Source organism: Hymenobacter mucosus, assembly GCF_900188255.1.
Classification (GTDB): Bacteria; Bacteroidota; Bacteroidia; order Cytophagales; family Hymenobacteraceae; genus Hymenobacter; species Hymenobacter mucosus.
This window is the reverse complement of the sequence record NZ_FZNS01000001.1, coordinates 939,452-959,953: the sequence shown is the minus strand read 5'-3', so window position 1 is coordinate 959,953 and position 20,502 is coordinate 939,452. Positions and strand designations below refer to the sequence as shown.

Here is a 20,502-nt window from a genome sequence, read left to right as displayed (position 1 = left end):
ACCGACAACACGCAGGCCCTGCGCCAGGACCCGGACCGTGCCCAGAGCATTCTGGCCCGCATTCCGGCCGGGCGCTGGGGCACGCCCGCGGACTTTAAGGGGCCCACCGTGTTTCTGGCCTCGGCCGCGGCCGACTACGTGCATGGCACCATCCTCACCGTCGATGGCGGCTGGATGGGCCGCTAAGGTTACCTGTTAACCGAGCAGGAGGGTGTACCCACTCCTGCTTCCAAAGGCACTGCCTCCTACTTTCATTCGCTTAGTATTCCTAGTATGATTCAGCGTTACGCTATTGGTCCCCGCGAAACTGCGGCAATGAACACCGCCGAGTTGCGGGAGAACTTCCTGTTGGAAAACCTGTTCGTGCCCGGCGAAATTCAGTTGGTCTACACCCACTACGACCGCATGATTGTGGGAGGCGCCACACCCACCACGGAGGCCATTAGCTTGCCCTGCCCAGAGAACTTAAAGGCAGAGTTCTTTTTGCAGCGCCGCGAACTGGGCATCCTCAATACCGGTGCGGCCGGTACCGTCACGGTAGACGGTATGTTGTACGAGCTGGGCCGCCAAGATTGCCTGTACGTGGGCAAGGATGCTCGTGAGGTAACTTTTGCCAGCGTCGATGCCGCGCAACCTGCCAAGTATTACCTGCTGTCTACGCCTGCGCATGCGGCTTATCCTACTACCCGCATGACCCAGGCCGAGGCTACCCCCGTGACCATGGGTGCCCTGGAAACGGCCAATCAGCGCACCATCTATAAGTACATCTACCTGGAGGGCATCCAAAGTTGCCAGCTTGTGATGGGCCTGACGCAGCTACACGCGGGTAGCGTGTGGAACACCATGCCTAGCCACGTGCACGACCGGCGCATGGAGGCCTACCTCTACTTTGACTTGGCTGAGGGGCAACGCGTGCTGCACCTTATGGGCCAGCCCCAGGAAACCCGCCACCTCTGGGTGGGAGAGGGGCAAGCCATCCTCTCGCCGCCGTGGTCTATTCACTCCGGCTGCGGTACGGCCGGTTACACCTTCATCTGGGGTATGGGTGGCGAAAACCAAGAATACACCGATATGGACCCCGTGTCCATCACAGAACTGCGCTGAAAAGCACCCACCTTCCCAATACCAAATTCCCACACTTGTCATGAAAAGAAAACTACTGTTGCTGGCGCCGCTGTTGGCGTGCGTGGCGGCACCAGCCTGGGCGCAGCAGCGGCGCGTGCAAGGCGTCGTTAAGTCGGATAAAGGGGAGCCACTCCCCGGCGTCACGGTAGTGGTAAAGGGTACTACCGCGGGCGCCTCCACCGACGTGGAAGGCCGCTTCGACCTGCCCGTGCCCGAAAATGCTACCCTGCGCTTTAGCTACATCGGCTTCCTGCCCTACGAAGTAGCAGTAGGCAGCAACACTAGCCTGAACGTGACCCTGCGGGAAGACAGCAAGACGCTGGACGACGTGGTAGTAATTGGCTACCAGGCCGTGCAGCGCCGCGACGTAACCGGCTCGGTGTCGTCCGTCAGTGCTCAGCAGATCAAGGATATTCCCGTAAACTCCGCCGCCGAAGCTCTAACGGGTCGTTTGGCTGGTGTGCAGCTTACTTCTTCAGAAGGTACGCCCGGCAACCTCGACGTGCGCGTGCGGGTGCGCGGCGGTGGCTCCATCACCCAGGACAACTCGCCGCTCTACGTGGTAGATGGCATTCAGATTGAAAATGCCCTGGCCGTAATTGCGCCCCAGAATATTGCCTCGGTGGATGTGCTGAAGGACGCGTCGGCTACCGCCATTTACGGTGCCCGCGGTGCCAACGGCGTTGTAATCATCACCACCAAGAAAGGCATCGAAGGCAAAACCGTTATTAGCTACAATGGCTTTGCCGGTTTCCGCCGCATCAGCAAGAAGCTGGGCGTGCTCAAGCCCGCCGACTACCTCGATTATCAGTTTGAACGGGCCCAGCAGGTAGGTCTTACTGGCAGCGCCGGCTTAGACTCGTACGAGAAGCTGTTTGGTAGCTCCAACTACCTAAGCGATACGCTTGCTCGCGCCCGCAACTCACCCTTCCTCGACTGGCAGGATGAGGCTTTCGGCCGCGACGCCTTCCAGCAAACCCACAACGTGTCGGTATCGGGTGGGGTGAAGGGCACGACGTACTCCCTGAGCCTAACCCACAACGACGAAGACGGCATTCAGCGGGCATCGGGCTACACCCGCAACTTGGTGAACTTCCGCTTCGATACCAAGCCGCTGGAGAAGCTGCGCATCGGCTTGAACGTGCGCTTCAACGACCAAAAATCCACCGGCGCTGGAACGTCCAGCTCGGGTTCCAACACCACCTCCCGCCTACGCAACGCGGTACAGTACCTACCCTTGTCGGTGCCCCGCAGCAGCGGCGTCCTGCTCGACCCGAACGTGTTTGACCCGGAGTTCTTCACGACTTCGTCTCTGGTAAACCCTATCGTCGCCATTGAAAGCGAGTTTCGGGATGATAAGCGCCGCACCTTCAATGTGGGGGCCAACATAGCCCTGGATTTGGCCAAGGGCCTCGTGTTTCGCTCCACGGCTGGCTTCGACATCAACAACACCGAGCTAAACACCTTCAACGGCCGCAACTCACCTACCATCCGCCAGCCTGCGGGTGGCTACAACGAGCTGCCGTTTGCTACCATTACCACGGGCACCCAGGTAACGCTCAACAACTCCAACGTGCTGGATTATAGCCTCACCAAGGGCAAGCACGCGATTGGGTTGTTGCTGGGCGAGGAAACCTACCAGCAGCGCAACCGCCAGCAGTACATCCAAACCAACTACCTGCCGCTGGACATTACGGCCGAGCGGGCCTGGGCCAACATCAACCAGGGCGTGCTGCCCACGGGCGTAACGGCCCAGCCAGTGCTGCCCAGCACGAGCATTCCCCAGGACTACACCCAGCTCTCGGGCTTTGGCCGCCTAACGTATTCATACGACGATAAGTACCTGTTTACGGGTACGTTCCGGGCAGATGGCTCGTCCAAGTTCAGATCGGGAAGCCAATGGGCTTTCTTCCCAGGTGCTTCCGCCGCGTGGCGTATTTCCAAGGAAGATTTCTTCACGGGCGTTTCCGGTATTTCGGACCTGAAGTTCCGCTTGAGCTATGGGCAGGCAGGTAACAACCGCATCGGCGACTTCCTGTACAACCAATTGTTTGCGGCCGGCAATGCGCCCTACTACCTCAACCATAACCAAGTGCTGGGAGCTTCGGCTACTACCTTGCCCAACCCGAATTTGAAGTGGGAGGTAACGACCTCGCGCGACTTTGGGGTGGACCTAGCGCTGTGGGAAAACCGGGTGCAGTTTACCGGCGACATCTACTATAACACGACGACCGACCTGCTCATCAACCGGCCCATTCCACCCTTCTTGGGGTATACCAGCCAGTTGCAGAACGTAGGCAAAACCTCAAACAAAGGTATAGAGCTGCAACTGACGGGCACCATCTTCAACACACCCGACTTCACCTGGACGGCTACTGCCAACGCCTCCATGAACCGCGGCCGCATTGAAAGCCTGGGCGAAAACCTCAACGAAATTGCTGGCATCAACTCGGGCTGGGCGGGCTCGAACTTCGCTTCGGCGGCCGACTACAAAGCGGTAGTGGGTCGGCCAGTGGGCGAAATGTACGGCTACGTGACCGACGGCTTCTACACCGCCGATGACTTCGAGGGCTTTGATGCCGCTACCAACCTCTGGATTCCTAAGTCGGGGCTGCTACCCTCGGGTACGGCAGTAGGTCAGGTGGCCCAGCCGGGTGTCATCAAACTCAAGGACCTGAACGAGGATGGTACCGTGAACGACCTCGACCAGAAGGTAATCGGCAATGCCAACCCCAAGGTGACGGGCGGCCTGAACCAGCAGTTTACCTACAAGAACTTCGACGCCAGCGTCTTCCTCAACTTTGTGTTGGGCAATGATGTGTACAACGCCAACAAGATTGAGTTCACCACGAACACGCCCAACACCGTGTTCAGCAACGTGCTCGATGTGATGGAAGACCGGTACCGCACCATCAACGCCGATGGCACCCGCATTACCGACCTCAACACGCTGCGCGAGGTAAACCAGAATGCCAAGATCTGGACGCCTACCCAGCGCTACTTCCTGCACTCCTGGGCCGTGGAGAATGGCTCTTTCCTGCGCATCAATAACGTGACGCTCGGCTACTCCCTCCCCAAACCATTAATTCAGCGCGTGAAGATGACCCAGGTGCGCTTCTACGTGACCCTGAACAACTTGTACACCTTCACCAAATACACGGGCTACGACCCCGAGGTGAACACCCGCCGTTCGTCGCCGCTCACGCCTGGGGTTGACTATGCCGCCTACCCTCGTAGCCGGGCCTTCCTGCTGGGTGTGAACCTGGCCCTGTAATTCCCACCCACTGCTTTCCCACTTCAGCATATGAAATCCTTATTCCCCTTTCGGGCCGTAGCTGCCGCCGTGGCGCTAACGGGAACCGCCGGGCTGGTGTCATCCTGCAAAGATTACCTGGATGTAGAGCCGGTGGCGCTCAATACCACTTCCTATATATTCAGCACAGTAGCTGGCGCCACTACCGCCGTTATTGGCGCCTACGACCCCCTTTCGGGCGACAACGGGTACGGGCAGCGCATCAGCCTGTACTATTCCGTAGATACTGATGAAATGATTGGCTCGCCGGGTGCCCCCGATGGGCAGCGTCGCAGCATTGCGCGCTACAAGGCCCTGGCTACCAACACCGAAATTACCAACCCCTGGAACCAGCTGTACCAGGGTGTGGAGCGCGCCAACATTTGTATTCAGCAGATTCCACAGATGGCACTCTACACTAGCGGTTCGGCGGCCGACACGGCTGCGCTGCACCGCTTGCACGGCGAGGCTCTAACCCTGCGGGCGCAGTACTACTTTGAGCTGATCCGCAACTGGGGGGATGTGCCGGCGCAGTTTACGCCCTCGGTATCGGGCCAGAACTTCAACCTGCCCAATACCGACCGCAACGAAACCCTGGCCCGCCTCATTGCCGACCTGGGCCAAGCTCAAAAGCTGGTGCCGTGGCGCTCTGCCGCGGGTACTGCCAACGAGCGAATCACGAAAGGTGCCGTGAAAGCCCTGCGGGCCCGCCTGGCCCTCTACCGGGGCGGCTACTCGCTGCAAGGAGTGCAGATGGTGCGCCCCGCCGACTACCTGGATTACTACCGCATTGCCCGCCAGGAGTGCGCCGAGCTGATGGCACGTCCGAACGAGCACAAGTTGAACACCACGTTCCTGGAAGTATTCCAGAGCATCAACCAGCAGCGCGCCGATGTAGCCAACGAAATCATGTTCCAGGTAGGTGCAGGTGGCTCCACGGCCGCTTCCGACAGCAAGCAGGGCTACTACAATGGCCCACGCTTGCAGAACGCCTCCAGCGCCTATGGTTCTACCCAGGGCGCCATGGTCATTGCACCTACCTATTTCTATGCCTTCGACTCGACGGACACCCGCCGCGACGTAACCCTAACGCCCTACGGCATGGCCAGCACCAGCACGTTCTTCTCGGGCGTGGCCCTGAATGTGGTAACGGACGGCAAGTTCCGCCGCGACTGGCACGTGCCCCTGGTGACGGGCTCTAGCAACTACTTGGGCTACAACTGGCCACTTATTCGATTTGCGGATGTGGTCTTGATGTTTGCCGAAACCGAAAACGAGCTAAACGGCCCCACGCAGGCGGCTAAAGACGCCCTGTTGCAAGTGCGCACCCGCGCCTTTGGTAGTGCCGCCAAAGCGGCAGTAGGCCTGAATATGGCTTCCAAAGAAGCCATGTTCAATGCCATTGTGAATGAGCGCTACCTTGAGTTTGGTGGCGAAGGCATTCGTAAGTACGACCTGCTCCGCTGGAACCTGTTTGCTACTAAAATTGCGGAGGTGAAGGCGGAGATTGAGAAGCTGGCCAAAAACCAGGCTCCTTATCAGAACGTGCCCCAGTACATGTACTACAAAACGCCGGCTGCTGGCCCCGTGCAGTGGACTCGCTCGTTCTACCGGCCTTCACCCAGCAATACGGCTGCCCCTACGGGTACCGTGCGCGTAAACTGGCGCCAGGCTATTGATGCAGCCTACCTCGCAAATCTGCGCCCCGCTGGCACTTCCTACACCCTGGGCACTACCACGGCTGCTAGCGTAGGCAGCGGCCTGGCCGCCGAGTACGTGCCGGGCTTAGGCAAAGAATTGCTTCCAATTCCGCAAAGCACCCTGGCTTCTGATCCGGCATTAAAGCAAAATCAGGGCTATTAGCAGGTGACTACATGAAAGCTAGCGGTGTGAAATCCTAGTATTTCGCATTAGGCCTGGCTGCACTCCCCACATCCTTCCTTTTTGAGATTATGACTTCTGCACAACCGGCTTTCTCTACAACTTCTCATCTGCCCTGGCTAACGGTAGGGGTGGGCGTGCAACGCCAAATTCTGGCGTATGGTCCCGACCTGATGCTGGTGAAAGTGGCCTTTGAAGCTGGGGGGGTAGGAGCCCGGCACCACCACGTGCACAGCCAAATTACCTACGTGGAAAGTGGCGTGTTCCGGTGCACGGTAGGCGAAGAAGAACGGGTGCTCCGCGCGGGCGACACGTTCTACGCCGCCCCCGACGTGTGGCACGGGGTAGAGTGCCTGGAAGCAGGCGTGCTGCTGGATTCTTTCAGTCCCATGCGGGAAGACTTTGTGTAATCGCCCGATGCTGTTTGCGCGTTGCACCATGAAAAAATTAGTGAGCTACCTGTTCCTGCTGGTGGGGGTTGGGGAAATGGGAATCTTATCGGCCCGGGCCCAGCAGGTAACGGTGTCGGCGGATGGTTCGGGAAACTTCCGGACCATCCAAGCCGCCATCAACAGCTTGCCCAATGAGGCAACCAAGCCGCGGACGGTGTACATCAAAAATGGCACCTACCGTGAGAAAGTGCTTCTCGATGGCAAGCAGAACATCATTCTGAAAGGCCAGAGCGAAAAAGGCGTGGTGCTGACGTTTGCGCAGGCCCGCGACGCGTGGCGCTGCGACCCCGTTGCGGGCCAAGACGACTGGGGCGTAGCTACTCTGAACATGCGCAACTCCCCCGATATCACATTAGAAAACCTCACGGTAATCAACAGCTTCGGCTTTGATGCCACCGGCCCCGTTACAATTGATTGCCCCACGGAGCCCACCAAAAAGAAAACCCTGAGCAAAACCGGCCACCAAATGGCGCTGCGTACCATGCCCGGTACTACCCGCCTTGTGGTGAAGCACTGCACCTTCCGGGCCCTGGGCGGCGACACGGTGAGCCCCTGGGACGTGGATGCGGGCCTGTATTACTTTCAGGACTGCACCATGGAGGGCGGGGTAGACTTCTACTGCCCCCGGGGCTGGGCTTATGCGGAAAACTGCCGCTTTATCTGCCACAACACCTCGGCCGCCATCTGGCACGATGGCTCCGCGGATCAGGACTCCAAGACGGTCTTGAAGAACTGCTCCTTCGAGGGGGACCCAGGCTTCAAGCTAGGGCGCTTTCACCGGGAAGCTCAGTTCTACCTCGTGAACTGCACCTTCGGGCAGAACATGGCCGACGCGGATATATACTGGGCTCAGTCGGGGCCCGGGGCTAAGCAGTGGGGGCGCCGGGTGTACTACCAGAACTGCCACCGGCAGGGCGGCGACTTTGCGTGGTTTAAAAACAACTTGAGCGCGGCGCAGGGCGCTCCGAAAGCCCGTAAAATTGGGGCCGACTGGACCTTTGGTGGTCGGTGGTATCCAAAATCGGGCAAGGCAGCTACGGTGCCGCTCAAGCCATCTAACCTAAACGCTCCCGACCGGTACTCGGCCCGGCCCGCTACGGCTTCGCTATCGGGCGGGGCCGTGGCTAGTGCTGCACCAGCCCCTGCGGCTAGCGTTGACTCGGTGGCCGAGCGGATGCTGCTGTACCAGCGGACTGTGGGTGGCTGGCCTAAGATGGTGAACAACATCAAAGTAAAGTACGACCACGCCATGACCGTGGCCGAAGAAGCCGCTACCCGCGACGACGCCGGCCGCAACGATGCCACCATCGACAACGATGCCACCACGCGGGAAATACGCTACCTGGTGAAGGCGTTTCAAACGACTTCTAACGCTGCCTATAAAGCGGCGGCTGAGAGAGGTATCCGCTACCTGCTGAAAATGCAGTATGCCAACGGCGGCTTTCCCCAGTACTACCCCGACCTGAGCAGCTACCGTCACCAGATTACCTACAACGACAACGCCATGGTGCGGGCCTTGCAGGTGCTGCGTGATGTGAGCCGCCGCGCCAACGGTTTGGAGGTAGTAGACGCCGCCCTGGTAGCCCCTGCCACCACCGCCGTAAACCGGGGCATCGACTGCATGCTGAAAACCCAGTACGTGCAAAAAGGGAAGCTCACGGCTTGGTGCGCCCAACACGACGAGAAAACCCTGCTGCCAGTGAAGGCCCGTGCGTTTGAACTGCCTTCCCTGAGTGGTATGGAAACCGTGTCTATCGTGCAGTTTCTGATGGACACAGAAAGCCCAACGCCAGCTATTAAGAAAGCAATAGAGGCGGCCGTGGCGTGGCTGCAAATGGTGAAGATTACGGGGTACACCGTGAAGGACCAACCCGACGCCAAGCAGCCCAAGGGCTTCGACCGGGTAATCGTGCCGGAGGCCAATGCTACCATCTGGGCTCGTTTTTATGACCTCAACACCAACCGACCCATCTACGTGGGCCGCGATTCCCAGCCCCATGCTACGCTGGCCGAAATAGAGTACGAGCGACGCACCGGCTACGCTTATGCCGGTACCTGGCCCGAAAAGCTGCTCAACCGCGACTACCCGCGTTGGCAGCAGAAATGGAATAGCAACGCTACGCCCACCCTGGGCCGCAAACAATAACGGTTTTAACCATGCCGCACTTATCCCGACACCTGGTTTCCCAAGCGCCCGCAACCACCGTTGCGCTGCCCTCATCCGCTCTGCTGGAACTCCCCGAGAAAGTTCTTCAATTTGGTACGGGCGTGCTGCTGCGCGGCCTGCCTGACTACCTCATTGACAAGGCGAACCGCCAAGGTGTTTTCAACGGCCGCATTGTCGTTGTGAAAAGCACCGACGGTGGTGACATTGATGCGTTTACCCGCCAAGATGGTCTGTACACGCTCGGCATCCGTGGCATTGAGGACGGCCGTGAGATATCCGAAAACGTCGTTTGCTCGGCCATCAGCCGGGTGTTGTCGGCGAAAAGCCAGTGGGCCGACATCTTGGCCTGCGCGGCCAATCCAGACCTGCAAGTGGTACTTTCTAATACCACGGAAGTCGGCATTCAGCTCGTGTCGGACGACATTAGCCAGAGCCCGCCCCAGTCGTTTCCCGGCAAGCTGCTTGCGTTTCTGTTGGCCCGCTACCGTGCCTTTGCGGGCGCCAAGGACAAAGGTCTCGTCATTGTCCCTACCGAGCTAATTCCGGATAATGGAACCAAGCTGGAAGCCATTTTGCTGGAGCAAGCGCACCGCAACGGCTTGGACGCAGAGTTCATCGACTGGCTGGAAACGGCCAACCAGGTGTGCAACTCCCTGGTAGACCGCATTGTGCCTGGCCGCCCTGACAAGGCTACCCAGGCCGTCCTGGCCGCTGAGCTGGGCTACGAAGATGAGTTGCTGACTATGTCGGAGGTATATACGCTCTGGGCCATTGAGGGCGACGCCCGGGTTAAGGAGATTCTGTCGTTTGAGCAGGTAGATGCTGGCGTGATTGTTCAGCCTGACATCAACCTGTTTCGGGAGCTGAAGCTTCGCCTGCTGAACGGTACCCACACCCTGAGCTGCGGCTTGGCTCATTTGGCGGGCTTTACTACGGTGCGCGAGGCCATGGAAGATGCCAACCTAGCAGGCTTTGTGCACAACCTGATGCTGGCAGATTTGCTACCCGGCATTCCCTATCAGGTAGACGAAAAAATGGGACAGCGCTTCGGCATGCAAGTGCTCGACCGGTTTCGCAACCCATCCATTGAGCACCGGTGGCTGTCCATTTCCATGAACTACACGGCCAAAATGCAGATGCGTAACGTGCCCACGCTGCTGCATTATTATCAGAAGCTGAAGGCGGTACCACACTACATGGCCTTGGGCTTTGCCGCTTACCTAAGCTTTATGCGCGCTACCCGGCAGGAGGGAGGCACGTGGTATGGGGAGGCAAACGGCCAGTCCTATGAAATTCAGGACGACAAGGCGGGCTACTTCGCCGACCTGTGGGCCCGCCTGGAACCCGCAGAACTCACCCGCACTGTGCTGAAAAACCAAGCCTTGTGGGGCCACGACTTGTCGGCGCTACCTGGGTTTACGGCTGGCGTAACGCGCTACCTGGAAAAAATCCTTGAGCACGGCGCCCGTACTACCGTCGCCCACACGCTTAACCGCACTGTGGCGCAAAATGTGGCCGTGTAAACTCATCCTCTCCCGGAAAAGTTGTACGGTCAGAACATCACTTTAGAAAATACTCCAATGAAACATTTGGTAGCCAAAATTCACCCCGACGATAACGTGCTGGTAGCCCTCACGGACCTGCCCATTGGCACGCCCGTCACGTGGGATGGCATCACCGTCACGACTACCGAAAAGATACCGGCCAAGCACAAACTGGCGTTGCAATTTCTCGCTCCCGGCGACCCCGTGCATATGTATGGGGTGCTGGTAGGTAAAGCCCGCGAAGCCATTGGGGTAGGTGGGTTGCTCACGACTGGCAACATGCGCCACGCTACCGACAGCTACGACGAGCACCACCAGCGCCGCGCCGAGTGGCCCGTGCCCGACGTAAGCAAGTGGCAGGAACGCACGTTTATGGGCTTTCACCGCGCCGATGGCAGCGTAGGCACGGCCAACTACTGGCTGGTGATTCCACTGGTATTCTGCGAAAACCGCAATATTCAGGTGCTAGAAGAAGCCCTGGTAAATGACCTTGGCTACGCCCGCCGCAAGAGCTACCAGCCCCAAACCCAGGAGCTGATTTCGCTGATGCAAGCTGGCAAGTCGGTAGAAGAAATTCTGGCCACGGACCTGCACTCGGCGGAGAACGGCCAGCACAAGCCCAAGCTATTTCCGAACGTAGACGGCATCCGGTTTTTAAGCCACGAGGGGGGCTGCGGCGGTATCCGCCAAGATGCTCAAACCCTGTGCGGACTACTGGCCGGCTACATTACGCACCCCAACGTGGCTGGTGCTACGGTACTGAGCTTGGGCTGCCAAAACGCGCAGGTGAGCATGTTGCAGGACGAAATTAACAAGCGCAGCTCCAATTTCCAGAAGCCGCTTTACATTCTGGAGCAGCAGAAAATAGGCACCGAAGAAGCCCTGGTGAGCACTGCCCTGCGCCAAACCTTTGCGGGCCTGATGTTGGCTAATCAGCAGACGCGCCAGCCAGCGCCACTGAGCAAGCTTTGCATTGGGCTGGAGTGCGGCGGCTCCGATGGTTTTTCGGGTATCTCGGCTAACCCAGCCGTGGGTCACGTGTCGGACTTGCTTGTGGCTTTAGGGGGCTCCGTTATCCTGGCTGAGTTTCCGGAGCTGTGCGGGGTAGAGCAGGAGCTGGTAGACCGTAGCGTAAATACGGCCACCGCCGAGCGGTTCAGCTCCCTCATGAAAGCCTACGGAGACTCGGCCGTGGCCGTGGGATCTGGCTTCGATATGAATCCTTCGCCGGGCAACATTCGCGACGGCCTTATTACCGACGCCATGAAGTCGGCGGGAGCGGCGCGCAAGGGCGGCTCCTCGCCCGTGGTAGCCGTGCTCGACTACCCCGAGCCGGTAACCCAGCCGGGGCTCAACCTGCTGTGTACTCCCGGCAACGACGTGGAGTCAACCACGGCGGAGGTAGGCTCGGGGGCCACGGTAGTACTGTTCACTACTGGCCTGGGCACGCCCACCGGCAACCCCATTGCACCCGTGGTTAAGATTTCGAGCAACACGGCCTTGGCCAAGCGCATGCCCGATATCATTGACTTGAACACCGGTACCGTCATCGACGGGGAAGAAACTATTGAGCAGGCCGGGGAGCGAATTCTGGACTACGTGGTTCGTGTAGCCAGTGGTGAGGAAGTTGCCGCCGTGCGCCACGGCCAAACCGACTTTATTCCGTGGAAACGCGGAGTTTCTCTGTAATACCCAGCTTTCACCTTGTTTGGGGCGCTTGCCAAAACTAGCCTGTCGCTCGCTTTAGTAAGCGCCTTAAACCACTGCCTTCCGGCGGCGCACCTACCGTAATCGTTTCCGTTAAAAAACCAAGGGAATACGGTTCTAAACTGGTCAGAAGCTGCCCGCATCTGGATACCTTTACTCACTACCCATACCCGCTTCTGAGGGCTACCCAACCATCTTAGTTGACCATGAAGCCATTCCTCAACCACGACTTCCTGCTGCAAACGGCCACGGCCAGCACACTCTACCACGAGTATGCCAAGCAGATGCCCATCATCGACTACCACAACCACCTGCTGCCCGACCAAATTGCGCAAGACAAGCAGTTTGATACTATCACGCAGGTGTGGCTCTACGGCGACCATTATAAGTGGCGGGCTATGCGCACCAATGGCGTACCAGAGCGTTACATCACCGGGGATGCCTCCGATTGGGAAAAGTTTGAGAAGTGGGCCGAAACGGTGCCACAGACGGTGCGCAATCCTTTGTACCACTGGACCCACCTGGAATTGCAGCGCTACTTCGGCATCACGGAGCTACTGAACAAAGACAGCGCCCGCCGCATCTACGACCAGTGTAACGCGCTGCTGCGTACGCCCGAGTACTCCGTGCAGAACCTGCTGCGCAAGATGAACGTGGAAACCCTATGCACTACCGACGACCCCGCCGATTCTTTGGAGTACCACCGTGCCCTCCAGGAAACCGACTTTGAGGTGCAAGTGCTGCCTACCTTCCGCCCCGATAAGGCAATGGCCCCTGAGGATGCTGCCAGCTACAACGCTTACCTCGACAAGTTGGGGCAAGCAGCGGGGGTAGACATTCGCACCTTCGCCGACTTGGAAGCCGCCCTGCGCCAGCGCCACGACTTTTTCGCTACCCTTGGGTGCCGTCTTTCCGACCACGGGTTAGAGCAAATCTACGCGGCTGCGTACACTGAGGCCGAAATCAGCACGATCTTCTCCCGCGTGCGGGGTGGGCAGGCGCTGAGCGAGCAGGAAATACTGCAGTTCAAATCGGCCATGCTGGTCTTGCTGGCGGAGATGGACTGGGAGAAAGGCTGGACCCAGCAGTTTCACCTGGGGGCACTGCGCAACAATAACGCTCGCATGCTGCGCCAGCTCGGCCCCGATACGGGCTGGGATTCTATTGGTGACTTCGCCCAGGGGCGTGCTCTTTCTTCCTTCCTCAACCGCCTCGATGAGCAGGATAAGCTAGCCAAAACCATTATCTATAATCTGAATCCGGCCGATAATGAGCTGATTGCCACCATGATTGGCAACTTCAACGACGGCTCAGTAGCAGGCAAGGTGCAGTTCGGCTCGGGCTGGTGGTTCCTGGACCAGAAGGATGGCATGGAAAAGCAGATCAACGCCCTCTCGAATATGGGCCTGCTAAGCCGCTTTGTAGGCATGCTCACCGACTCGCGCTCCTTCCTCTCGTACCCGCGCCATGAGTACTTCCGTCGCGTGCTGTGCAACCTCTTCGGCAACGACGTGGAAAACGGCGAGCTGCCCGAAGACCTGGAACTGCTCGGTGGTATTGTGCAGAACATCTGCTACGGCAACGCCAAAGAGTACTTCGGTTTCGCTACCGTGGCGGCGCCCATTGAAACTGCGGTAGTATAGCCCCGCTCGTTCCTGGTAGACCGTTCGGGGGCGCCAGCCGCTGCAGAATGGTCAACACGATTCTCTCCTTCCTCCATGAAGCAAGTTGTCACCTTTGGTGAAATCATGATGCGGCTTTCCCCGCCGCAAAATTTGCGGTTGTCGCAGGCACACTCGTTGGATATTACCTACGGTGGCGGGGATGCTAACGTGGCTGCGGCACTAGCGTACTTAGGCATGCCGGCTGCCCACGCCGGCTGCTTTCCTGATAATGCCGTAGGGCACGCAGCGGCGCAGCATTTTCAGCACCACGGCGTGGATATGCAGCACTGCGTATTTCAAGGCCAGCGCCTGGGGCTCTACTTCCTAGAAGTAGGCGCGTCGTTGCGCGCGAGCCGCATCGTTTACGACCGGTACGATTCTGCCTTTGCCAACCTGCAACCCGAGTGGTTTGATTGGGACAAGATTCTAGGAAATGCCCAGTGGCTGCACTGGACGGGCATCACGCCCGCCATTTCGGCTACGGCCGCGCAGGCTACTAAAGAGGCCATTGCCGCCGCTCGCCGCCTGGGGCTCACCGTGTCGGCCGACGTGAACTACCGCCGCAACCTGTGGCAGTATGGGCAGCGTGCCCAAGACGTGATGCCTGAGCTAGTAGCCGGCTGCGACATGGTAGTGTGCACCGAAGGCGATGCCGAGGACTTGTTTGGCATCAAAGCCGAAGCCGGCGCCGAAAACAGCTTCGTGTCGATGAGCCAGCAACTAGTGCAGCGTTTTCCCCAGATCAAGCAGGTAATTGCTACCCGCCGCAACACCCAAAGCGCTTCGCATGAGCGAATTCGCGGCCTGGCATACGTGGAAGGCGACTATTACGAAACGGAGGACTTTGACATCAACCCTGTGGTAGACCGCATTGGTGGAGGCGACTCCTTCATTTCGGGCTTTATCTACGGACAACTGACCTATTCTACCGTTACGGAGGCTCTTACCTTCGCTACGGCCGCTTCCGCCCTCAAGCACACCATTTCCGGCGACATCAACTTAGTGACAGCGGCCGAAGTCGAGCACATCATGGCGGGCAACACGACCGGCCGTTTGCTGCGCTAACTCACTCTGAACTCCATTGCCTGGGGGCTGCGCCCTTGGGTTCTATCTTCCTTCCATGTCCCGAATTTTATCTGCCGACGCCCTGGAAACCGTGCTGCGCTACCCCGTAGTACCGGTGTTCTATCATGCCGATGCCGCTTACGCCAAGCGTATCTTGGAAACCTGCTACGCGGGCGGACTACGCGTCTTCGAGTTTACAAACCGTGGCGCCAATGCTTTTGACGTGTTTACCGAGCTAGTAGCCTTTGCGCACGAAAACTGCCCGGACATGCTCCTCGGCATTGGCACTATTTACACCGCCGCCGATGCGGAGCGGTTTATTCAGGCCGGTGCGGCCTTTGTGGTACAGCCGTGCTTAACGGAAGAGGTAGCGGAGGTATGCCGACAGCATGGCACGCCTTGGCTGCCCGGCACCATGACGGTGGCAGAAGTATACCGGGCTACCCAACTAGGAGCGGCCATTGTGAAGATATTTCCGGGCAATGTAGTTGGGCCGGGCTTCATCAAAAGCCTGCGCGGCCCTATGCCTACCGTGCCACTTATGGTAACGGGTGGAGTAGAGCCCACGGAAGAAAGCTTGCGCGAGTGGTTTCAGGCCGGCATCAACGTGGTTGGGATGGGCTCCCAGCTATTCAAGAATGCCGACGATACTGAGGCGCTGCGCCAGCAAATTGCCAGCCTGCTCGCCTTTGTAGGCACGCTTAAAAAGTAGGAACCCCACTCTGCTGCTTGGGCGATGACCGTTGCCTTTTCATAGTATCTCCCACCGAATTTTCCTGAATTCGATGATACAATCCCCACCCGCTGTTGCGGCCACTCCCACGGCCACTAGCATTGGCAAATACCGCTGGACCATCTGTTCCTTGGTGTTCTTTGCCACCACGGTAAACTACCTCGACCGGGCTGTTATATCCCTGCTTAAGCCTTACCTGGAAACCGAGTTTCGCTGGAATGCCGGCGACTACGCCAACATTGAAATTGCCTTTAAGCTAGCCTATTCCTTGGGTATGCTTGGGGTAGGCCGCGTAATCGACAAGCTTGGTACCAAGATGGGGTATGCCGTATCTACCTTCCTGTGGAGCCTGTCGGCCATTGGGCATGCCTTTGTGAGTAGTACCCTGGGCTTTAGCGTTGCCCGTGCCTTTTTGGGCGTAACGGAAGCCGGCAACTTCCCGGCGGCCATCAAAACCACCGCCGAGTGGTTTCCGCAGAAGGAGCGCGCCTTGGCTACGGGTATTTTCAACTCAGGGTCCAACGTGGGCGCTATTATTGCCCCGCTGACGGTGCCCCTCATTGCCGAGACAATCGGCTGGCAGTGGGCCTTCGTCATCACGGGCGCGCTTGGCTTTGTGTGGCTGGTGCTGTGGTTTATGCTCTACGAGGTGCCTGCACGCCACGCCAAATTGACTAAAGCTGAGTTCGACTACATTCACAGCGACGTAGATGATCTGGCGGCCGCCTCTATAGAGACCAAACCCAAGGTGTCGTGGTTCAAGCTGCTGACTTTCCGCCAAACCTGGGGCTTCGTGCTTGGCAAGTTCCTGACCGACCCCATCTGGTGGTTCTACCTGTTTTGGTTGCCCGACTTCCTCAATAAGCAGTACGGCTTGAAAGGTACCGAAGTGGCCGTACCCGTAGCCATGGTGTACGTGCTGTCTAGTATAGGTAGCATTGGGGGCGGCTGGATTCCCATGAACTTCATCAAGAATGGCTGGCCCGCATTCAAGGCTCGCAAAATCAGCATGCTCCTCATTGCTCTCTGCGTGTTCCCCATCGTGTTTGCCCAGCAGCTCGGGCAGATCAATATGTGGCTGGCCGTGCTGGTGATTGGTATTGCGGCGGCGGCACACCAGGCTTGGAGCGCCAATATCTTCACCACCGTATCGGACATGTTCCCGAAGCGGGCCGTGGCTTCGGTTACGGGCATTGGCGGCATGGCCGGCGGACTAGGAGGCATTCTGCTTTCGGCCTTGGTGCAGAAGCGCATGTTTGTGTACTACGAAAGCATCGGGCAACTCGACAAAGCTTACTTCATCATGTTCTGGATTTGCGGCGGGGCCTACCTGCTGGCCTGGGTGCTGATGCACTTCCTGGCGCCCCGCATGAAGCAAATTGACCTAGATAGTACCACCTCGGCCGCGGAATAACCTCCTGCTTTCGTCTTTCTGAGCTATGAAAAAGAACCATGTGTTGCTGGCCCTGCTGTGGCTGGCCCTGCCTATCCTTGCCTTTGCCCAATCCAAAAATGATGTTGCGGCTGTCAAACAGGTAGAAGCATTGGAGCGTCAACGGTTTGAGGCTCAGGTGAAAAAGGATTACACCATTCTTGAAAAGGTTTTTGCCGACGACTTGGTGTACACCCATTCCAACGGCAAGCAAAACAACAAGCAGGAGTATATCCAAAGCATCCGCGACGGAAAAAGCCAGTACGATAAAATCGACGTGGAAACCCTGAACGTGCGTGCGTACAACGACGGTAAGGCCGCCGTGGTGAACGGTACAATTACCATCACGCTGCCCAATAAGCCCGATGGCACGCCCAATCTGGCCCATTTGAAATACGTGGTAGTGCAAATAAAGGACCCCAAGAAGGGATGGCAGGTAGTGCTCTGGCAGTCCCAGAAACAGCCCGAAGTCAAAAGCTAATTATAGGCCGGGACACTGGTAGCTTCCAATTCAGGAAGTGAGGTCCTGTGCAAACCCAAGGGTGCTGCACGCCCAACGCAGGCAGTGCATTCCTGCCCTCAACGACGACTTACTTTCTAAATCATTCAGCTCATCCAACAGAATACGCGGCGGCTTTCGGGCGGAAGTGGAAGTTAGGGGCCACTACCCGCTCGGAATGCTGCCGCAATTCTGGTGGCCTCACCGTATCCTGTTCATGCCATGAGTATTACAAAGGAAAATGCTATAGCCCAGCCAGTTGGAACCACCTTGGAACGCTACATTATGCGCAAACAGGCCGAGTTTCCGTTTGCCACTGGTGAGTTGAGTCAGTTGCTGCGCGACATTGCGTTGGCCGGCAAGATTGTAAACCGGGAAGTAAACCGGGCAGGCCTGACCAGCATTATTGGGGCCATGGGCCAGCAGAATGTGCAAGGTGAGGCGCAGCAGAAGCTGGATGTGGAAGCGAACATCCGCTTCATTCGGGCTCTTACCAACGGCGGTGAGGCGTGCGCAGTGCTATCCGAAGAAGAGGACGACATCATTCATACCGGTAACTGCAACGGCAAGTACGTGGTGGCTATTGACCCGCTGGATGGCTCCTCTAATATTGATGTCAACATCAGCATCGGGACCATTTTCAGCATCTACCGTCGGGTGTCGCCGGTGGGAGAGGACGCCACGCGCGAGGATTTCTTGCAGGGTGGGCGGCGCCAAGTGGCGGCCGGCTACATCCTGTACGGCTCCAGCACCATGCTAGTGTACACCACTGGCCACGGGGTAGCCGGGTTCACCTACGAAAACTCCTTGGGCGAATTCTTTCTTTCTCACCCCAGCATTAGCATCCCTACTTCTGGTACGGTATTCAGCTGCAACGAGGGCTACTGGTTCGACTACCCCCAATACGTGCGCGACTACCTGATGCAGTGCAAGCGCCAGGGGCAAAGCGGCCGCTATGTGGGCTCGTTGGTGGCAGACTATCACCGCAACCTGCTCACGGGAGGAATCTATTTGTACCCGCCCACGTCAAAAAACCCTAGTGGCAAGCTGCGCGTGCTGTACGAAGCCTTCCCGCTAGCCTTCCTAATTGAGCAGGCCGGTGGCACTGCCGAATCGGAGCATGGGCCCATCTTGGATATTGTGGCTACAGAATTTCACCAGCGCACCCCGTTGTTTGTAGGTTCTTCCAGCATGGTAAACTTGCTGCTTACCAAGAGTGTAGGCGCCGTAGAGCAAGAGCAGCCGGTAGTTGCAGGAGCCACGGCGGCGGTGTAACTAGCGGCAGCGTTCAAAACAAATCCAAAATAATCCTCTTTAGGAAGCAGGATTTCCTAAACTAAGAACTGACTGCTTCTCTCCTCGCCATGCCTAAAATCGTTTCACCACAGGTGGAGTTCAGCTTTTTGCTGCAACAAACCAAGAATGTTACTCCCGAAATATTCACTGCCGACGGCACAGGTTTTCTGAACCTGCTGGAAGGCCGCTGGCAAGAGCCCGGCAAGCCGCGCCCGTTCATTTCGCCCGTCGATGGCTCGGAAATTGGTTCGCTGCCCATGCTCAGCCGGGAAGTAGCCCTGCGTGCTGTGGAGTCGGCGAAGAAAGAGGCTGGGGCCTGGGCCGCTACGGATTTGGATGAGCGCAAACGCCGCGTGCAAGACTGCCTCGACCAACTGCGCCCCCACGTAGAGCTGATTGGCAAGCTGCTGATCTGGGAAATCGGCAAAACCTACAAGCTGGGTTTCACCGACATCGACCGCGCTATTGATGGCGTGCAATGGTACGTAGACAACATTGAGAGCATGCTGGGCAACCGCAAGCCCCTGGGCCTGGTGAGCAACATTGCTTCCTGGAACTATCCCATGTCGGTGCTGCTGCATGCGGTGCTAGTGCAGGCCTTGTGCGGCAACGCCGTTATTGCCAAGACGCCTACCGATGGAGGCTTTATTTCTCTAAGCCTAGCTTTTGCTATTGCTCGCCGCTGTGGCCTGCCCGTAACGCTGGTTAGCGGCTCGGGGGGCGAACTGAGCGACGTACTGGTGAAACATGATGCGGTAGACTGCCTCTCCTTCGTGGGCGGGCGCTACAACGGACGCAACATTGCCGATGCACTAAGCCAGGAGCATAAGCGCTACATGCTGGAAATGGAAGGCGTGAATACCTACGGCATCTGGAATTTCTCTGATTGGGATGGTCTTTCTGATCAGCTCAAGAAGGGTTACGACTACGGCAAGCAGCGTTGCACGGCCTATGTGCGCTTTGTAGTAGAGCGGAGCCTGTTCCCGCAGTTCGTAGAAACCTACTGGAATACTATTAAAGGACTGAAAGTGGGCAACCCCACGCTGGTAGACAGCCCCGACGACAAGCTGCCAGAGCTGGCGTTTGGTCCCGTTATCAACAAAGCCCAGGCTGAAGACTTAGACCGTCTCTACGCCGACGCGCTGAAAACTGGCGCTACGCCCATCTACGAAGGCAAGCTTGACGACAGCCTGTTCCTGCCCGGCCAGGACCGTTCGGCCTACCGTGCGCCGCGGGCCCTAGTCAACCTGCCCCGCCAGAGCGAGCTGTACTTTAAGGAGCCCTTTGGTCCCATCGACAGCATTGTGCTGGTTGACCGCGTGGAGGAGCTGGTAGGCGAGATGAACATTTCAAACGGAGCCCTAGTGGGCGCCTTGGCTTCCGACGATGAGAAGTGGGCGCAGCGCACGGCCAAGGAAGTGCGCGCCTTTAAAATGGGAATCAACAAGCTTCGTTCCCGCGGCGACCGGGAAGAGGTGTTCGGCGGCATGGGCGAATCCTGGAAGGGTGCCTTTGTGGGCGGGGCTCTGCTGGTGGAGGCCGTAACTGAGGGCGAGAAAGCTATTCTGGGTAACTTCGAAGATGCTCTGCTGCTGCCTGAGAAAATCTAAAGCCAAGGTCAGCTCACTCTAACTCTAAGTAAAGC

Annotated in this window: 15 protein-coding genes; all 15 read left to right on the top strand. The window is 58.0% G+C overall.

Going from position 1 to position 20,502, the window contains the following annotated elements:
* On the top strand, positions 1–186 hold a 186-nt coding region (locus tag CHB83_RS04000), incomplete at its 5' end, for an SDR family oxidoreductase (protein ID WP_143436983.1).
* A gap of 87 nt (positions 187–273) precedes the next feature.
* Positions 274–1,104: a 5-dehydro-4-deoxy-D-glucuronate isomerase gene (kduI, locus tag CHB83_RS03995; protein WP_045689144.1), complete on the top strand. Its 831-nt coding sequence runs from the start codon at positions 274–276 to the stop codon at positions 1,102–1,104.
* 40 nt (positions 1,105–1,144) lie between these two features.
* Entirely contained in the window at positions 1,145–4,399 is a 3,255-nt protein-coding gene (locus CHB83_RS03990; protein ID WP_089331726.1) for a SusC/RagA family TonB-linked outer membrane protein, read from the top strand.
* A 30-nt stretch (positions 4,400–4,429) separates the two neighbouring features.
* Positions 4,430–6,280 (top strand): RagB/SusD family nutrient uptake outer membrane protein, encoded by a 1,851-nt coding sequence (locus CHB83_RS03985; protein ID WP_045689143.1) that lies wholly within the window; start codon positions 4,430–4,432, stop codon positions 6,278–6,280.
* An 89-nt stretch (positions 6,281–6,369) separates the two neighbouring features.
* Positions 6,370–6,708: a cupin domain-containing protein gene (locus CHB83_RS03980; RefSeq protein ID WP_045689142.1), complete on the top strand. Its 339-nt coding sequence runs from the start codon at positions 6,370–6,372 to the stop codon at positions 6,706–6,708.
* 28 nt (positions 6,709–6,736) lie between these two features.
* Entirely contained in the window at positions 6,737–8,896 is a 2,160-nt protein-coding gene (pelA, locus tag CHB83_RS24050) for a pectate lyase (protein ID WP_245855272.1), read from the top strand.
* Between the two features lie 11 nt (positions 8,897–8,907).
* Positions 8,908–10,440, top strand: a complete 1,533-nt coding sequence (locus tag CHB83_RS03965) for a tagaturonate reductase (protein WP_089331725.1) — start codon at positions 8,908–8,910, stop codon at positions 10,438–10,440.
* Between the two features lie 57 nt (positions 10,441–10,497).
* Positions 10,498–12,150 carry a UxaA family hydrolase gene (locus tag CHB83_RS03960; RefSeq protein ID WP_089331768.1) on the top strand — a complete coding sequence of 551 codons (1,653 nt, stop codon included), beginning with the start codon at positions 10,498–10,500 and terminating at the stop codon, positions 12,148–12,150.
* Between the two features lie 224 nt (positions 12,151–12,374).
* Entirely contained in the window at positions 12,375–13,811 is a 1,437-nt protein-coding gene (uxaC, locus tag CHB83_RS03955; RefSeq protein ID WP_089331724.1) for a glucuronate isomerase, read from the top strand.
* Between the two features lie 75 nt (positions 13,812–13,886).
* Positions 13,887–14,897 carry a sugar kinase gene (locus CHB83_RS03950; protein WP_045689139.1) on the top strand — a complete coding sequence of 337 codons (1,011 nt, stop codon included), beginning with the start codon at positions 13,887–13,889 and terminating at the stop codon, positions 14,895–14,897.
* Between the two features lie 55 nt (positions 14,898–14,952).
* Positions 14,953–15,609: a beta/alpha barrel domain-containing protein gene (locus CHB83_RS03945; protein ID WP_089331723.1), complete on the top strand. Its 657-nt coding sequence runs from the start codon at positions 14,953–14,955 to the stop codon at positions 15,607–15,609.
* A 73-nt stretch (positions 15,610–15,682) separates the two neighbouring features.
* Positions 15,683–17,044: an MFS transporter gene (locus tag CHB83_RS03940; RefSeq protein ID WP_045689137.1), complete on the top strand. Its 1,362-nt coding sequence runs from the start codon at positions 15,683–15,685 to the stop codon at positions 17,042–17,044.
* A gap of 25 nt (positions 17,045–17,069) precedes the next feature.
* Entirely contained in the window at positions 17,070–17,543 is a 474-nt protein-coding gene (locus tag CHB83_RS03935) for a nuclear transport factor 2 family protein (RefSeq protein WP_089331722.1), read from the top strand.
* A gap of 240 nt (positions 17,544–17,783) precedes the next feature.
* The gene (gene fbp, locus CHB83_RS03930; RefSeq protein ID WP_045689135.1) at positions 17,784–18,836 is read left to right on the top strand and encodes a class 1 fructose-bisphosphatase; all 1,053 of its coding nucleotides are present in this window, start codon (positions 17,784–17,786) and stop codon (positions 18,834–18,836) included.
* Between the two features lie 89 nt (positions 18,837–18,925).
* Complete coding sequence (locus CHB83_RS03925) at positions 18,926–20,467, top strand: aldehyde dehydrogenase family protein (protein WP_089331721.1); 1,542 nt, start codon at positions 18,926–18,928, stop codon at positions 20,465–20,467.
* The last annotated feature ends 35 nt before the right edge of the window (positions 20,468–20,502 follow it).